The sequence below is a fragment of the Saccharothrix texasensis genome, assembly GCF_003752005.1.
GTDB lineage: Bacteria > Actinomycetota > Actinomycetes > Mycobacteriales > Pseudonocardiaceae > Actinosynnema > Actinosynnema texasense.
Window position 1 is genome coordinate 924,439 of sequence record NZ_RJKM01000001.1, and the last position, 15,808, is coordinate 940,246.

Genomic DNA, 15,808 nt, shown 5'->3' on the forward strand with positions numbered 1-15,808 from the left:
AGATGAGCGACATCAGCAGGCGCAGCCTCCTCGCGGGCGCCGCCGCCACGGCCCTCACCGCCGTCGCCGCACGCGCCGCGACGGCCGAACCCGCCCGGACCGGCCGGGTCACCACGAACCCCGTGTGGGCGGCGCCGTTCCAGACCGCCGACGGGTTCGCCGGCACGAACACCCTCGGCCAGAACGGCACCACCGGCGGGGTGGGCGGGCCAGTGGTCACGGTGCGCGACACCGAGACGTTCCTGGACTACTGCGACCGCAACGAGCCCTACGTGATCCAGGTCGACGGGATCATGACGTTCAGCAGCAAGCAGGGCCTGCGGTCCAACAAGACCGTCATCGGCCTGCCCGGCGCGGAGATCCGCGGCGGCGGCCTGGACATGTACCGCAGGCAGAACGTGATCATCCGCAACCTGCGGTTCAGCGGCGCGGACGACGACGCGATCAGCATCCAGCAGTCCTCGCACCACATCTGGATCGACCACTGCGACCTCAGCGGCGGCGCGGACGGGCTGATCGACATCGTCCGGGGCGCGGACTTCATCACCGTGTCGTGGAACCACTTCCACGACCACAGCAAGACCGCGCTGCTCGGCCACTCCGACTCCAACGCGGGCCAGGACACCGGCAAGCTGCGCGTCACGTTCCACCACAACTACTTCAACGCCACCGAGCAGCGGCACCCCCGCGTCCGCTTCGGCGAACCCGTCCACGTCTACAACAACTACTTCCGGAACAACCGCCTCTACGGGGTCGCGTCCACCGAGAACGCCGGCGTGCTGGTCGAGGCCAACTACTTCGAGAACGTGCCGCACCCCGTCTACTCCGGGTACGACGAGAGCGGGCCGGGGCGCGTGGTGCAGCGCGACAACATCTTCGTCAACTCCGGCGCGCCGCAGACCCTCGGCACGGTCGTCGAACCGCGCACCTACTACGCCTACACCCCGGACAACCCGTCGACCCTGCCCACCACCGTCCCCGCCGGCGCCGGCGTCGGCCGGATCTGACCCCAGGAGGACCAGGAGCATGAGCGACATCAACCGTCGTCGGTTGCTCGCCGGCACGGCACTCGCCGCCGTGGCCGCCGCCGTGCCACGCGCCGCGTGGGCCGGTGTCGAACCGTCGGCCGTCGCCGACGGGTTCGCCGGCGTCACCGCGCTGGGCCAGAACGGCACCACCGGCGGCGCGGGCGGCCAGGCGGTCACCGTGACCACGGCCGCCGCCCTCGCCGACTACGTCGGCCGCAAGGAGCCGTACGTCATCTCCGTGTCCGGCCGCATCCAGACCGGCGACGAGATGCTGACCGTCGTCGCGAACAAGACCATCGTCGGCGTCGGCTCCACCGCCGAGATCACCGGCGGCGGGCTGCAACTCGGCTCCACCACCCGCCCCGGCAACAACGTGATCATCCGCAACCTGCGGTTCACCAACGCCTCGGACGACTCGATCAGCGTCACCAACTCCGCGCACCACGTGTGGATCGACCACTGCGACCTGTCCGACGGCTACGACGGCCTGCTGGACATCAAGCGCAACTCCGACTACGTCACCGTGTCGTGGAACCACTTCCACCACCACAGCAAGGCCGCCCTGCTCGGCCACTCCGACACCTACACCAGCGACAAGGGCAAGCTGCGCGTCACCTACCACCACAACTTCTTCGACGGCACCGACCAGCGGCACCCGCGCGTCCGCTTCGGCGAGCCCGTGCACGTCTACAACAACTACTACCGGGGCAACTCGCTCTACGGCGTCGCGTCCACCATGGACGCCGGAGTCGTGGTCGAGGGCAACTACTTCGAGAACGTGGCCCACCCGATCCTGTCCGGCTACGACAAGAGCGGGCCGGGACGCGTGGTGGAGCGCAACAACATCTACGCGGGCTCCGGCGCCCCGGAGACGCTCGGCGCCGTCGTGGAGCCACGCACCTACTACAGCTACGCGGTGGACGACCCGGCGTCGGTGCCACGTCTCGTCACGGCCGGCGCCGGTGTCGGCCGCGTCCAGGGGGTGGCTCGGTGAACAGGAGCACCGCTGTCGCGCTCGCCGCGACGCTGATCGGGAGCCTGGCCGTCGCCACACCGGTGACGGCCGCTCCCGCGGTCGCCGCCGACGCCGCGCCGGTCGGTTTCGCCGCCGTCGACGCCCTCGGCCAGAACGGCACCACGGGCGGCGCGGGCGGCCCCGAGGTCACGGTGTCCACCGCCGCCGACCTCATCGCCGCGGTCAAGGCGACCGGGCCGCGCGTGGTGCGGGTGCAGGGCATGATCACGCTGCCGGCGGGCATGCACGACGTGACCTCGGACAAGACGGTCGTCGGCGTCGGCGCGGCGTCGGGGATCACCGGTGGCGGGCTGAACATCGGCCTGCCGGTGAGCGAGACGACCACTCCCCCGGCGGACGCCGTGCACAACGTGATCATCCGCAACCTGGTGTTCCGCAACGCCACGGACGACTCGATCAACGTGCAGATGTTCAGCCACCACGTCTGGATCGACCACAACGACCTCTCGCGGGCCTACGACGGGCTGATCGACATCAAGCGCGGGTCCAGCTACATCACCGTGTCCTGGAACCACGTCCACGACCACGCGAAGAACATGCTGCTCGGCCACTCCGACAGCAACGGCGCCCAGGACACCGGCTACCTGAAGGTCTCCTACCACCACAACTTCTACGACCGGACCTCGCAGCGCAACCCGCGCACCCGGTTCGGCAACCCGGTGCACATCTTCAACAACTACTTCCTCCGCAACAGCGACACCGGTCCGGCGTGCCAGGCCCAGTCCGGCTGCTGGATCGAGGGCAACTACTTCGACGACGTCGAGGAGCCCATGACCAACAGCTACTCCGGCCCCAAGGGCAGCATCGTCGAGCGGAACAACGTGTACGTGAACAGCGGCAAGCCGGTCGTGGGCGGCGCGGTCACCGATCCGCGCACCTACTACCAGTACGCCCTCGACCCGCCCGCGAACGTGAAGGCCCTGGTCACCCAGGGCGCGGGCACCGGCAAGGTCTGACGGTGGCAGCACGGGTCCCGGCGCCCGGAGGACGGGGGCGCCGGGACCCGCCGCGCGACCTACTGGAAGATCACGTCGCTGCAGAAGTAGTACGACTGGTCGGAGTGGCTGGCCTGCCAGATCACGTAGACCACGTGGCGGCCGGTGCGGCTGCCCGCGTTCACCGCGACCCGGTAGTGGTCCGACGGCGCGTAACGGCCGGTCGTGGCGACGAGGTCGATGTTGTTCCAGCCCAACGGCGTCGTCGTCGCGTCATAGCCCTGCTTGGACACGTACACCCGGAGGTAGTCCGCGCCGTGCCGGGCCTGGTCCCAGATGTCGAGGGTGAACTGCCGCGACTTGGTCACGGCCTTCCACTGACCGGGGTTGTCCAGGGCCGCGTACCGCATGCCGCCGGTGCGCCCGCCGCTGCACAGCTGGCCGTTGGGAATGGCCCCCTGGTGGTTGCCCGCGACACCTTCGCGGTACAGGCCGTTCCAATTCCACATGGCAGTGGTGTCGGCCTGCCACGCCTGCCAGCACATCGGGTCCTGCTGGGCCATCGTCGGGTTCTGGAAATCGCTGCCCCACCGCTGCCAGCAGCCGTAGTTCCGCGACGGCGGGTCGACGGTCGACCCGTGCGCGGCGGCGACGCCGGTCAGCAGGCTCGCCATGAGCCCGGCGACCACCGCGAGCGTCGCGAAGGCTCTGGCGAGCAGGTTCTTGTTCGCAGGGACGGACATGAGCGCCACTCTTTCCTCCTCGTTGAGGACAACCATGTTGGGTAATGACCATGGGTGGGCTGGGAGCGCTCCCAAATCGCACTGTAACCAAGCGTGCGCGGAAATGGGAAGTGTTGGCGGACAACGGGTTCGCATTCGACGCGCGTTCGACCGCAATTCGACGCAACGCCGTCTCGACAGCCGACGGGAGCGCGTTTCGGGGAACTCGCCGCCACAGCGCCGAAAGGTCGACGGCCTCGATCATCGCGCGGTCGGGGTCGACCACCGCGTCGAACTCGCCGGACGAGCGGATCCGGCGTCCACCACGCCGCGGCGACCGGCCGACCGCTCCGCCGGCTCGTCCGGGCAGCGGTTGCCGGCGTCCACAGTGGAGGCCGTGCCGTCGGTGGTGGGTGGTCCTTGACGAAGGCTTGACGTTGGCCCGGCGGGCGTCTTAGGGTCCGGCATCTCGAAAATTGCCGGATCAATGACGAAACTTTCGAACGCCGCCGTCGTAGTCGTCCGAGAAAGCGAAGACCGCCATGAAGTCGATCCGCCTCGTCACCGCCGCGCTCGCCGCGATGGCGCTGACCGCGCCGCTGGCCCTCGTGGCCGCGGCCTCGCCCGACACGGGTGACCTGTCCGCCGGCCACGCGAAGAAGGACAGCCTCCGCTGGGTGGCGCCGAAGGGGTTCTACATCGGCACCGCCGCGGCCGGTGGCGGCCACCACGAGGACCAGCCCTACCCCGACCCGTTCACCAAGGACCTCGAGTACCGCTCCGTGCTGGCCAAGGAGTTCAGCTCGGTGTCCGCCGAGAACCAGATGAAGTGGGAGTACATCCACCCGGAGCGCGACCGTTACAACTTCGGGATGGCCGACGCCATCGTGAAGTTCGCGCGGCAGAACCGCCAGGTCGTCCGCGGGCACACGCTCCTGTGGCACAGCCAGAACCCGGCGTGGCTCGAGCAGGGCGACTTCACCCCGGAGGAGCTCCGCGGGATCCTGCGCGAGCACATCACCACCGTGGTGGGCCGCTACAAGGGCAAGATCCAGCAGTGGGACGTGGCCAACGAGATCTTCACCGACACGGGCTCGCTGCGCACCACCGACAACATCTGGATCCGCGAGCTGGGCCCCGGCATCATCGCCGACGCGTTCCGCTGGGCGCACGCGGCCGACCCCAAGGCCGACCTGTACTTCAACGACTACGGCGTGGAGAGCGTCAACGCCAAGAGCAACGCCTACCTGGCGTTGATCAAGGACTTGAAGGCGCAGGGCGTGCCGGTGCACGGCTTCTCCGCCCAGTCGCACCTCAGCACCCGGTACGGCTTCCCCGGCGACCTGGAGACGAACCTGAAGCGGTTCGCCGACCTCGGTCTCGGCACCGCGATCACCGAGCTGGACGTGCGGATGGACCTGCCGGCGAACGGCGTGCCGACCCCGGAGATGCTGGCCAAGCAGGCCGACTACTACAACCGGACGCTGGTCGCCTGCCTCAACGTCAAGGGCTGTGACTCCTTCACGATCTGGGGCTTCACCGACAAGTACTCCTGGGTGCCGGTGTTCTTCGCCGGCGAGGGCGCGGCGACGGTGATGTGGGAGGACTTCACCCGCAAGCCCGCTTACGACGTCATGCAGTGCACGCTGGCCAAGGAGTCGGTCAAGCGCGGCGAGCGCCACCCGCACCTGCCGGCCTGCGCCAAGTAGGTCCCGACGCGCGTCCCACCGCGCCGTCGCCAGTCGTCGGCCCCCGTCCGGACCTCGAGTCCGGGCGGGGGCCGATCACCACCGGCCGGGTCAGCCGCCGAACGCGACCACCGCGCAGGACGCGGCCGGCCGCACGCGCCGCGCAGCAGGAACACCGCCGCCGTGCCCACCGCGAACAGCCACACCGGACCGGGCACGCCACCAGCCCCCGCCCGGCCCGCCACCAGCTACGCGGCCACGCCGAGCAGCACGGCCAACACCGCCATCCGACACCCCCGTACGCTTGCGTATGGTCCGTGGGCCGTACGGGAGCGTGAGGACGCTGAGAGTCAGTGACGCACGCCACGTCCCGGCGGGAACACCGAGGACCCGCGGGCCGTTGGAACACTCGGTCGGTGCGGTCCGTGTCCCCGGGCCTCACCAAGCGCCGTCGCGGAACACCGTTCGGCTGGAGCCGCGTCGAGCCACTCGCCGAGAGGCGACCGCCGCGCCGACCCCTTCACCTCCACGCGGTCAGGGCTGCCCGCCCGCGTCCCGGTCCCTCAGGTACCGGGTGTGGTCGGCCTGCCGGTCCACCTCCGCCGCGTACACGCGCTCGGCCAGGCGGTGCGCCTCGGCCTCCAGCAGGCCGAGCTGGGTGACCAGCTGGTCGCCGGGGCTCGGCTCGCCGCCCGCCCGCTGCCGCACCGCGAACCACCACGGCAGGTTCAGGTACGTCTGCACGGACAGCGGCAGGTCGGTGCGGGCCAGCCGGACCGCGGTGTGCCGCAGGTCCGGGTCGGCGGCCAATGCCTCGGGCCGCGCGAGGAGGTCGCCGAGCACCGCGCCGATCCGGCCCACGGCGGCCACGGCGGGCTCGGGCACCCGGGACGACTGCGCGCCCACCTCGCGCACCAGGTCGTCCAGTCCCGCGCGGAGCAGACCGGCCTCGGTGACCGCGTCCACCGGCACCAGCCGGACCTTCTCCGGTGGCGCGAGCAGCGCGCCGGCCGCGTACAGCCCGGCCACCACGGCCGGCCACGCGCCGTCGACCGCGCCGGCGAGGTGCAGCAGCACGCCGACGAGACCGCCGGCGCAGCCGACGAGGTTCTTGGTCGAGCCGAGGTAGCGGATCACTGGTAGCCGCGGATCTCCTGGAACACGTCGCCGAGTTCGGCGGCGCGCGCGTCGAACACCTTGCCGCCGGTCATCGCGGCCACCTGGCCCAGCTCCGCGCCGCTGCCCTCGCCGAACAGCACGGTGAACACGGGCACCTGCCGCACCGAGGCGGGCACCGAGCCGAACGACGCCTGGAACTCGGCCAGGCCGGAGCCGTTGGCGTTCTCGCCGTCGGTCATCAGCACGATCGACGTGAACCGGTCCGGGTCGGCCGCGACCAGCGGCTCCATCACCCGGTACGCGCGGGACAGGCTGTCGTAGATCGCCGTGCCGCCGCCTTCCGCCAGCGCCTCGGCGTACGCCTTGATCTCGGCCAACTCGGCCCGCGGGTCGCCCTCGGGCAGGGTGAACGTCCGCGGCTCGCCGGGCGTGGTGTCGAACGGCAGCAGGGTCACCTCCTCGCGGCTGCGGAAGCGGCGGAAGCGACCGGTGAGCGAGTCGTCGGCGCCGGTGAGGCCGACCAGCGCGGACCGCAGCGACGCGATCCGGTCGCCGGCCATCGAACCGGACGTGTCGAGCACGTACAGCGTGCGCGACGGGCGTCGGAGCTCGTCGAAGTAGGCCGAGAGGAGGCCCTCGACGGCGTCGCGCGCGACCGGGAACGGCAGCTCCACCAGGTCCCGCACGGCGAACCGGGGGTCGAGCTCGACACCCGGCACGACCGGCCGCCGGTGCGTGGTCCGCGCGATCTCGCGCTGCACGTCCGGTGTGCGCAGGTGGTCGGTGAGGCGTCGGTGCGCGTCGCGGGCGTCGTCACCGGCGTCCGCGAGCAGGGTCAGCGGGTAGTCCGCGGTGACCACGCCGTCGTCCGGGTAGACCAGGGTGAGCGGCTCGGGCAGGGTGCCGGCGGCGTTCATGGACAGCAGCACGGACTCGTAGTTGACCAGACCGTCGACCCGCGCGCCGGGGTCCTGGCCCGTGGCGCGGCGCTGGTAGGCCTCCGACAGCCAGCCCGACGACCCGGCGGACAGCGACTGCGCGGCGAAGAAGTCCTTCAGCCGCGGGGTGACCGCCGCGATCTGGTCCGCGTCCACGGCGGCGCCCGCGCCCGCCAGCGCCGACGCCACGCCGACCAGGGCGGAGAAGCCGGAGTTCGACGCCGACGGGTCGGTCATCCCGTAGGTGAAGGCCTTGCGGCCCGCCTGCTCGGCGATCTCGCCCCAGCCGACGCGCCGGTCGGCCCACCCCAGCCGCTTCGCCGACGACGTCGACAGGCCGAGCACCACCGGCGAGCTCATGACCTCGACCTGGGTGCCGAGTCGTCTCGCGGCCTCCGGGATGCCGGCCGGGTAGCGGTTGGAGGAGAACCAGACGGCGTCGTACTCGCCGTCCACCTCGCCCTTCGCCAACGCCTCGGCGCCTTCCAGCGTGCCGGTGAAGGTGAACTCCACCTCGACGCCGGTGGCCTCGGCCGCCGCGTCCAGCACCGGTCGCAGGTCGGTCAGCTCGCTGCCGGCGAGCACCCGCAGCACGCCGGGTTCCGCCGGTCGTGCCGGGTCGGGTCCGGCTTCGGCGGTGCACCCCGCGACCACCAGCGCGGCGGCGAGCACGAACGCTGTCCTCATCGGTCCCCCTCGACCGCCGTCGCGTCGTGCGAGCGGCGCAAGTGCTCTTCCGCGCGGCGGATCTCCCCCGACAGCGACTCGACCGTGGCGGCCATCGTGCGCACGGCGTCCGCCCGGTAGCCGTCGACCGCGTCGATCGCCGCGTAGATCCGGTCGAACGACGCGCGGATGGTCTCCGCCGCGACGGCCGGGTCGCTGCCCGCACGGCGGATCTCCGCGCCTTGCAGGTCGAGCAGTTCGGTGTTGGCGCGGATCAGGCCGTCCGTGGTGGCGCGCAACGCGGCGACCTCGTCCAGCACGTCCTGCTGGCTCGCCAGGGCGCCGCTCACCAGCAGGGCGGTCCGCAGCGCGGCCACGGTCGTGGTCACCGCGCGTTCCACGCCCCGGATCAGCTCGTCGTTGTTGCGCCGCACCAGGTCCAGGGCCAGGTAGCCCTGCGCGCTCACGGCGAGCTGCGTCAGCAGGTCCTGGTGGCGTTGCCGGATCGGGTGCAGCACGTCCGCGCGCAACGTCCGCGCCCGGGCCGGGTCGGTCAGGTCGAACACCCCGGCCTGGCGGTCGACCGCCGCGTCCACCGCCTCGGCGAACGCGGCGGCCTCGGCCAGCGCGCCCAGTGCCCGCCACAGCCGCTCCCGCTCGCCCTTGATGGCGGCGTTGTCGCGGCGCAGCACGTCCTGCCGGTCGCGCAGGTCGCCCACCAGCGCGTTCACCGGCTCGCCCGCGGCGCGGTAGCGGTCGAGGGCCTTCTTGGCGGCGTTCGCGGCGGGGAAGACCTTCAGCAGCTTGCGGCCGGTGAGCGGCAGCTTCGCCGGGTCGAGTCCGGCGACGGTGCGGCGCAGGTCCGACAACGACGTGGTGACGTGCACCTGGGGCGAGTCGTCGCGCAGGGCGCGGGCCGAGCGGTCCAGCATCGCGCCCGCCACGCCCGCCGCCGCGCGCAGGTCCGCCTCGCCGACGGCGAGCACGTCGTCCAGCACGGCGGTGAACTCCGGTGACCGGACGTCCAGCTCCCGGAGGCGTCGGGCGAACCGCTCGGCCCGGCGGTCGACGTCGGCGCGCACGTCCGCGCCGAGCGCGACCAGCCCGGCGGCGCGGTCGACCGGGATCGGCGGCACGGGCTCCGGCGGGGTGAGGGCGAACTCGCCGGTCACGGGGCGACCGCGTCGAGCAGGCGTTCCAGCGTCTCGAACGAGGGCGGCTCGACCGCGTCCACCAGGTCCGCGGGCGCGTGGGCGCCCATGACGTCGGCGAACACGCGCGGGTCGGACGTGCGGAAGCCGAAGGTGGCCGCGAGCCTGGTCAGCTCGGGGTCGGTGCTGAGCAGCCGGCCGACCTGGTCGCCCCGGTCGGACAGCGGGACCAGCGTGTGCTTGGAGTACACGGTCGGCGCGAGGTAGAGCAGGCGCATGTCGGCGCGGATGGACCCGTCGGCGCGGCGCAGCCGGTCGAGGTACTGCGACTCGTAGATCAGCGCGAGCGGCGTCTTGCCCATGCCGGCCGCGAGGTACTCCTCGAACGGGCCCTCGGTGCTGTTCTGCGTGTAGCCCTGGTCGCGGAAGAGCCTGGCGACGTCGGGCAGCACGGCGGCCTCCTGCTCCGGTGTGCCGACCACGGTGTCGCCATTGGCCACGAACGACACGATGGACAGGTACATCGCGGCGGAGTTCGACTCGGCCGGGTTGGTGGTGGTGACGAGGACGTTCTTGCGGGCCGGGTAGGCGGTGTTGCCGGGCAGCTGGTCCCAGCGCGTGCCCGCCCTGGTCAGCTCCAGGTACCGGGCCACGTCGAGCACCCGGTAGTCGCCCGCGCCCCCGGTCACGACGCCGGCGGTGTCGAGCAGCTCCACGATCGGCTCGAACGTCGCCACGGCCATGGGCGACTGGAACGGGGTGTGCGCGGCGGTCGTCTTGCGGTCGCGCTGGATCCGCTGCGCGGCGGGCGAGGACGACGGGAACGCGAACTCGTACCGGTCGAGGTCGACGGAGGTGGCGATCTGCCGCGAGCCGGCCGGGTCGACCTCGACTTCGAGGCCGTGCCTCGCGAACGCCTCGGCCACTCGCGGGTCGCTGAAGAAGGCCAGCTTCTCCGACCCGATGACCCCGCGCACGGTGGTCAGCCGGGCGCCGCCCTCCGCGTCGTCCGGACGACCCCACACGACCACCGCGACGACAGCGGCCACCAACACCACGGCCGAGCCGATGGACAACCGGCGCTTCACTGGACCCGCTCACCCCCCGTGTTCACGGCGATCATCTCCGCCGCTCGACTCGTTTGACGCGCGGAGCGGCGATCACGGGGCGAACGGTTGGTGAACGCCTCGTGTCGATGCCGCGTACCCGGCGGCGAGGACGGTGACCGCGTACGCGGTCGTGCGCGGAGAGGTGAACTCGGCCGGCGCCGGTCCGGCCGGCGCGCCGACGACCGTCGCCGCCGCCTCGCCGGTCAACGGCACCGCGCCGACCCGGCCGAGCAGGTCGGTCGGCGTCACCCGTTGCAGGGTGGTCCGCGTGACGACCAGGGCGACCGAACCCGACAGCCCGATCAGCGCGGCGGCGGGCAGGGCGGCGGTCGACGAGGTCGAGTTGAACCGCAGCGCGAACCCTGCGGCGGTGGTGACGAGCGCGCCTGCCGACAACGAGCCACACCTCAGCCGGTCGACCAGGGCCCTGGTCGCCGGCGCGCCGACCAGGAAGCCGACGCCCAGCGCGGACAGCACCAAGCCGACCGGTCCCGGGCCGCCCCACGCGACCGCCCCGAACGGGACCGGCAGCGCGCTGAGCGAGGCGTTCGCGACCAGGAAGGCGGTGCTCACCGCAAGGAGCGCCTCGGCCGTCGGCGTCGAGCGCAGGAACGCGAGCCCTGCCCGCAGTTCCGCGCCGACGCCCGGTCCCCGGTCGCCGCGGGCGCCCCGGGCCGTCGACGCGATCAACCCGGCCGAGACCAGGTAGCTCGCCACGTCCGCCGCCACCAGGGCCGGGAAACCGATCAGCGGCGCGCCGACGAGTCGGGCCACGCCGTCGGTGAGGGAGTTCAGGGCGTTGGCGCCGCTCAGCGCCGTGCCGGTGCCGACCACGACGGGTGTGTGCGCCTGGGCCGCGGGCCGGAACACCACAGTGCCCGTGCTTTCGAGGACCAGCGCGAGGTACACCAGCCAGAGGTCGACGGGGTCGCGGGCGAACAGCAGCAGGGCGACGGCGGCGGCGCGCAGCACCTCGGCCGCGACCATCGCCCGCCGCCGGTCCCACCGGTCGACCAGCACCTCCGCGACCGGGCCGCCCACAGCAGCCGGAAGTCCCTCACGCGCAGAGCGGTCAGCACCCGAAGACCATCTCCAGAAGACAGCCATCTCCGATAGTGCTCTGACAGGACTGGCGCCGTGGGACACGAACTGGGTCGACGGCTGCGAGCGCTGCGCGCCGCGAACGGACGGACGGTGGCCGCGGTCGCCGCCGACGCGGGACTCTCCGTGCCGTACGTGGCGAACCTGGAGAACGGCCGGGGCAATCCGACCGTGGACGCGCTCACCCGGTTGGCGGGGGCGCTGGGCACGCGGCTGGTCGTCGGGTTCGCCGACACCGACGACCAGTCCGCGTCCCCGCCCGCCGCGCCGCCCGCCGCGCTGGTCCGGCTCGGCCGCACCGCGCGGTTCCGCCGGGACGTCCGCGCCGTGGCCGAGGCGACCGGTCAGAGCGCCGACGACCTGACCGGGCGGCTGCCGGACGCGCTGGCCCGGCTGTCCGCCCTCACCGGCCGCGACCTCGCCGAGCCGGACTGGCTGCGGCTGCTCGACGCGCTGCTGCTCGTCGCCGCGCACCCCGACCCGGGAGAAAGGGCTCAGTAGGCCATGAACAGGATCTCGTCGCGCGAGTAGTCGTGGCCCGGGTGGTTCTCCTTGAGGTGCTGCTGGGTCTTCGCCACCAGGTCGTCCTCGTCCTGACCCGTGATGTGCTCGCCGCAGGGGCAGGTGATGTTCTGCTTCATCGCAATCCTCCGCTGGTGATCTCTCCCCGTCGACTCTACTGAACGTGACGACGTTGTCGACCGGTCGAGTTCGGTGGCGGCAGACCGGACGGCGGCGGACGGCGGGGGCGTCCGGGGACACGGGGGTGGTCCCGCCGGCGTCGTTGCCGCGGGACCACCCCCGGCCGAGGCGTCAGCCCGCGTACGCCTCGAACTCGGCGAGCTGGGCGGCGGGCCAGCCCGTGTTGCCGGTGACGGTCAGCCGCAGGTAGCGGTGGTTCGCCGAGACCGGGATGCTCACCTGGTTGCCCGACGCGGGGTCGAACCGGAACCCGGCCGACGCCGCCAGTTGGCTGTAGCTCGCGCCGTCCGCGCTGCCGGACACGCTCAGCGTCTGGGTGCGCGCGGCCCACGCCGCGGCGGGCGGGAGCTTCAGCACGACCCGGTTCACCGCGATCCGGCTGCCCAGGTCGACGGTGAACGTCTGCGGGAAGGCGTTGTTCGGGCTCTCCCAGTAGGTGGTGGCGTCGCCGTCGACCGCGTTGCCGCCGGGGAAGCCGCCGTTGGCCGAGGACTGGACCGGCTTGCCGCGCGCCACGTTGCCCTGCGGCGGCGGTGACGTGGTGGTGGTCGTGGTCGTGGTGGTGCTCGACGCGTAGACCTCCAGCTCGGCCAGCTGGGCGGCCGGCCAGGCGGTGTTGCCGGTGAACGTCAGCCGCAGGTGGCGGTGGGCGCCGGAGACCGGGACGGTGACCTGGTTGCCGGACGCCGGGTCGAACCGGAACCCGGTCGAGGCCACCAGTGGGCTGAAGTTCGCGCCGTCCGCGCTGCCCGACACGCTCAGGGTCTGCGTGCGCGCTTCCCACGCGGTGGGCGGCGGGAGCTTCAGCACCAGGCGGCCGACGTTCTCCGACCGTCCCAGGTCGACGGTCAGCGACTGCGGGAACTGGTTGTTGGCGCTCTCCCAGTAGGTGTTCGGGTCGCCGTCGACGGTCTGGGCGGCCGGGAAGCCGCCGTTCGCGGTGGAGGCGCTGACCGCCTTGCCCCTGGCCAGGTTGCCGCCCGGCGGGACCGTGGTGGTGGTGGTCGTCGTGGTGGTCGTGGTCGTGCTGGTGCTGGTCGGCGGGTTGGTCGGGTCGGTGTAGATCGGGTCCGGCCACGGGCCGCAGTACGACGGGCCGTCCCAGCCGGAGTTGCCCGCGCCCTTGGTGAGCTGGAACCCGTTCTCGCCCAGGCAGCTGTAGATGCCCGCGCGGCCCAGGCCGGTGGCGGTGACGTTGGTGAACGACGCCGCGCCCGGCGACTGGAGCTGGATGCCGAACGTGCCCGCGCCGTTGATGCGCACACCGTCGAAGTGGACGTTCGTGATGGTGCCGCTGATGAACTGGATGGCTTCGTAGTTGCTGTCGATCAGGTCGGTGTCGGTGACGTCGATCCGGCCGTTCATCGCGCCGTCGCGGGCGTCGAACCAGAGCGCGCCCACGCCGAACTGCCAGTTCGAGTCGAGCACGCCCGCGCGCAGCGTGGTGTTCTTCGACAGGGTGGTCGTGCCGGACAGGGGCACCGAGGAGAAGCGGTTGCCGACGTGGATGCCGCCGCCCTGGTCCTGGGTGTCGGCCACGACGTTCTCGGTGGCGACGTTGTCGCGCCCGCCGTAGATCGCGATGCCGTTGGCCTTCATCGGCACGACCACCGTGTTGCGGCGGATCGTGTTGCTGTGGTCGGCCTGCTGCTCCGACCAGAACGCGATGCCGTCGTCGCTGATGTTGCGGAACAGGTTGTGCTCGATCAGCACGTTGCTGATGCCGCGGTGCAGGTTCATGCCGTCCGCGAGCTGGTCGACGACCTTGTTGTTGCGGATCGTGAGGCCGGAGAACGGGCCGTCCAGCCACAGGCCGACCTTGGTGTGCTGCAGGAACATGCCGGAGATCACCGAGCCGCCGCCCAGCGCGCCGCCGATGGCGTTGGTCTGGTCGCAGTCGACCCGGTTGGTGACCTCGCCGATGATCGCGAAGTCGTGCAGGCCGACGCGGGTGCTCGCGCCGGAGTTGCCGCCCTGGCCGCAGCTGGACGGCTCGCCGAGGCCGTAGAAGCCGACCCGGTCGCCGGCGACCACGCTGTGCCAGTGGCCCGCGCCGCGGACGGTGACCTGGTCGACGGTGACGTGCTTGGTGACGGTGAACCGGCCGGCCGGGATCCACACCTCGCGGCCGGAGGCCTTGGCGGCGGCGACCGCGGCGTCGAAGGCGGCGTTGTCGTTCGAGCCGTCGTTCGGCGTGGCGCCGTGGTCGGTGACGGAGACCGAGTTCGCGGGCCGGGTGGCGGCCGGCGCGACGAGCTCGAAGTCGGCCAGGTCGATCGTGTAGGACGGCGCGGTGTCGCCCGCGTCGACCTGGAGCCTGACCTTCGAGCCCGCGGCGAGCGTGCGGCCGAACAGGGCGCGGGTCGAGTCGTAGAGGTGGTGCGGCTTGCCCTGGTTCGGGTCGTTGGCGTAGGGGTAGCCGCCGTAGCGCCACGCGTACTTCGACGTGAGCGTGAGGCTGGTGGTCTTCGCTCCGTCGAGGTAGAGCGACAGGGGCGCGGTGATGCCCGCGCCGTTGTTCCCGTCCGGGACGCTGTAGCGCAGGTCGATCGAGTTCGCGGGCTCGGTGAGGGTGAACTCGACGTACTTGCCCTGGCCGGACAGGGTCACGGCGCGGCGGCCGGACGCCTCGCCCTCCAGCGTGCCCTGGCGGCGGCCGGGCCCGATCTTCGTGCCGTTGGTGGCGGCGGCTTCGGCCTCGTGCTCCACGAAGGGCACGTCGGCGCCCCGGCCGGGGATGTCGAACGGCGAGGTGGCCGCCGCGGCGGCGGCCTGGGCGACGACCTCGCCCGGCGCGGCGGCGATCGTGAGGGCGGCTAGCAGGGACGTGGCCACCGCCGCCGCGCCGAGCGCCAGGGGACGCCGGAGGGTGGGGTTGACTCGCATGGGTTCAGCCCTTCGTTGGACGGGACCTCGAACTGCGGGCAGGGATGTCACAGGGTGTGGCGTGGCGCACACCATAAGCAGCACGATCAGCCGTGCGCAAGATGTCTACTGAAACACGCAAAATCTCGACGAACCGGGATCGCAGCAGGGCGGATCGACCGCTTGCGGGATGTTTGCGGAAACTTGCGTTCGCTTGCGCGGCAGGTCGGCCGCCGCGAAGGGCGCGCACGACCCAGCGCGGACCTTTGGTGCGACCTACTACGACTCAGTAAGACCCGCTCAGCTTGCGGTGGTCCCAGGAGACGACGGAGGTGGGCGCGAAGCGCAGCCCGACCCGTTTCACCGCCTGCGCGGCCACGAACGCGTCCAGTTCCGGCCCGCTGTGCCCGGAGTAGCGGGCGGCCACCGCCGCGCCGATGCGGGTGACCTCCGCCTGCTCCTCGACCAGCCGCGCGTCGCACTCCATGGTCACGCCGCGCAGCTGGTCGTAGGTCTCCCCCGCCTCCAGCTGCAACGTGGCCTCGGGCTTGCGGCGCAGGTTCGCCACCTTCTGCGACGCCCGGTACGTCCAGCCGGCCAGTTCGCCGTCCTCCACGACGAACCACAGCGGCACGAGGTGAGGCCGGCCGTTCGGGCCGATGGTGGCCACCGTGACCACGCGCTGCTCCTCCAGGAACGCGCGCACCTCGTCGGTCGTCATCGTGATCAGCGCCCGGCGGGACATGGC

14 protein-coding genes are annotated in these 15,808 nt (G+C 72.0%); 5 read left to right on the forward strand and 9 right to left on the reverse strand.

All coding sequences use genetic code 11. The features are described from left to right. Positions 1–2: 2 nt before the first annotated feature. From EDD40_RS03755 to EDD40_RS03765, 3 genes are read left to right on the forward strand one after another with little or no spacing between them, the layout of a single operon-like run. Positions 3–1,007 (forward strand): pectate lyase family protein, encoded by a 1,005-nt coding sequence (locus tag EDD40_RS03755; RefSeq protein ID WP_123741661.1) that lies wholly within the window; start codon positions 3–5, stop codon positions 1,005–1,007. A gap of 19 nt (positions 1,008–1,026) precedes the next feature. Beyond that, positions 1,027–2,022 carry a pectate lyase family protein gene (locus EDD40_RS03760; RefSeq protein WP_123741662.1) on the forward strand — a complete coding sequence of 332 codons (996 nt, stop codon included), beginning with the start codon at positions 1,027–1,029 and terminating at the stop codon, positions 2,020–2,022. Next, complete coding sequence (locus tag EDD40_RS03765) at positions 2,019–3,020, forward strand: pectate lyase family protein (protein WP_123741663.1); 1,002 nt, start codon at positions 2,019–2,021, stop codon at positions 3,018–3,020. Before EDD40_RS03760 ends, EDD40_RS03765 begins: the two co-directional genes overlap by 4 nt. Before the next feature lie 59 nt (positions 3,021–3,079). Here the strand turns inward: EDD40_RS03765 and EDD40_RS03770 are convergent, their stop codons facing one another. After that, complete coding sequence (locus EDD40_RS03770; RefSeq protein WP_123747730.1) at positions 3,080–3,742, reverse strand: lytic polysaccharide monooxygenase auxiliary activity family 9 protein; 663 nt, start codon at positions 3,740–3,742, stop codon at positions 3,080–3,082. Between the two features lie 521 nt (positions 3,743–4,263). Between EDD40_RS03770 and EDD40_RS03775 the strand changes: the two genes are divergently transcribed. Beyond that, positions 4,264–5,430 (forward strand): endo-1,4-beta-xylanase, encoded by a 1,167-nt coding sequence (locus EDD40_RS03775; RefSeq protein WP_123741664.1) that lies wholly within the window; start codon positions 4,264–4,266, stop codon positions 5,428–5,430. Positions 5,431–5,943: 513 nt separating this feature from the next. Here EDD40_RS03775 and EDD40_RS03780 read toward each other — a convergent pair. The 5 genes from EDD40_RS03780 to EDD40_RS03800 form a co-directional block, all read right to left on the reverse strand. After that, positions 5,944–6,546 (reverse strand): hypothetical protein, encoded by a 603-nt coding sequence (locus EDD40_RS03780; RefSeq protein ID WP_123741665.1) that lies wholly within the window; start codon positions 6,544–6,546, stop codon positions 5,944–5,946. Continuing rightward, positions 6,543–8,153, reverse strand: coding sequence for a VWA domain-containing protein (locus EDD40_RS03785; protein WP_123741666.1), 1,611 nt, complete (start codon positions 8,151–8,153; stop codon positions 6,543–6,545). Before EDD40_RS03785 ends, EDD40_RS03780 begins: the two co-directional genes overlap by 4 nt. Then, entirely contained in the window at positions 8,150–9,304 is a 1,155-nt protein-coding gene (locus EDD40_RS03790; protein ID WP_123741667.1) for a toxic anion resistance protein, read from the reverse strand. Before EDD40_RS03790 ends, EDD40_RS03785 begins: the two co-directional genes overlap by 4 nt. After that, positions 9,301–10,371, reverse strand: a complete 1,071-nt coding sequence (locus EDD40_RS03795; RefSeq protein ID WP_123741668.1) for a hypothetical protein — start codon at positions 10,369–10,371, stop codon at positions 9,301–9,303. Before EDD40_RS03795 ends, EDD40_RS03790 begins: the two co-directional genes overlap by 4 nt. A gap of 72 nt (positions 10,372–10,443) precedes the next feature. Then, entirely contained in the window at positions 10,444–11,433 is a 990-nt protein-coding gene (locus EDD40_RS03800) for an MFS transporter (RefSeq protein ID WP_170184933.1), read from the reverse strand. Positions 11,434–11,529: 96 nt separating this feature from the next. On the opposite strand from EDD40_RS03800, the gene EDD40_RS03805 reads away from it, so the two are divergent. Further along, positions 11,530–11,994, forward strand: coding sequence for a helix-turn-helix transcriptional regulator (locus EDD40_RS03805; protein ID WP_123741670.1), 465 nt, complete (start codon positions 11,530–11,532; stop codon positions 11,992–11,994). Here the strand turns inward: EDD40_RS03805 and EDD40_RS03810 are convergent. From EDD40_RS03810 to EDD40_RS03820, 3 genes are all read right to left on the reverse strand, one after another. After that, the gene (locus EDD40_RS03810; RefSeq protein WP_123741671.1) at positions 11,988–12,134 is read right to left on the reverse strand and encodes a DUF1059 domain-containing protein; all 147 of its coding nucleotides are present in this window, start codon (positions 12,132–12,134) and stop codon (positions 11,988–11,990) included. The genes EDD40_RS03805 and EDD40_RS03810 overlap by 7 nt on opposite strands. Positions 12,135–12,306: 172 nt before the next feature. Next, a complete protein-coding gene (locus EDD40_RS03815) occupies positions 12,307–15,081 on the reverse strand; it encodes a discoidin domain-containing protein (RefSeq protein ID WP_123741672.1) in 2,775 nt (924 codons plus the stop codon). 265 nt (positions 15,082–15,346) lie between these two features. Continuing rightward, complete coding sequence (locus EDD40_RS03820; RefSeq protein ID WP_123741673.1) at positions 15,347–15,805, reverse strand: pyridoxamine 5'-phosphate oxidase family protein; 459 nt, start codon at positions 15,803–15,805, stop codon at positions 15,347–15,349. Positions 15,806–15,808 lie beyond the last annotated feature (3 nt).

Bases quoted from the DNA above. Each gene is read 5' to 3' on its own strand.
- EDD40_RS03770 (WP_123747730.1), bottom strand. From the start codon at position 3,742: ATGTCCGTCCCTGCGAACAAGAACCTGCTCGCCAGAGCCTTCGCGACG.
- EDD40_RS03760 (WP_123741662.1), top strand. From the start codon at position 1,027: ATGAGCGACATCAACCGTCGTCGGTTGCTCGCCGGCACGGCACTCGCC.
- EDD40_RS03785 (WP_123741666.1), bottom strand. From the start codon at position 8,153: ATGAGGACAGCGTTCGTGCTCGCCGCCGCGCTGGTGGTCGCGGGGTGC.
- EDD40_RS03820 (WP_123741673.1), bottom strand. From the start codon at position 15,805: ATGTCCCGCCGGGCGCTGATCACGATGACGACCGACGAGGTGCGCGCG.
- EDD40_RS03755 (WP_123741661.1), top strand. From the start codon at position 3: ATGAGCGACATCAGCAGGCGCAGCCTCCTCGCGGGCGCCGCCGCCACG.
- EDD40_RS03775 (WP_123741664.1), top strand. From the start codon at position 4,264: ATGAAGTCGATCCGCCTCGTCACCGCCGCGCTCGCCGCGATGGCGCTG.
- EDD40_RS03815 (WP_123741672.1), bottom strand. From the start codon at position 15,081: ATGCGAGTCAACCCCACCCTCCGGCGTCCCCTGGCGCTCGGCGCGGCG.
- EDD40_RS03810 (WP_123741671.1), bottom strand. From the start codon at position 12,134: ATGAAGCAGAACATCACCTGCCCCTGCGGCGAGCACATCACGGGTCAG.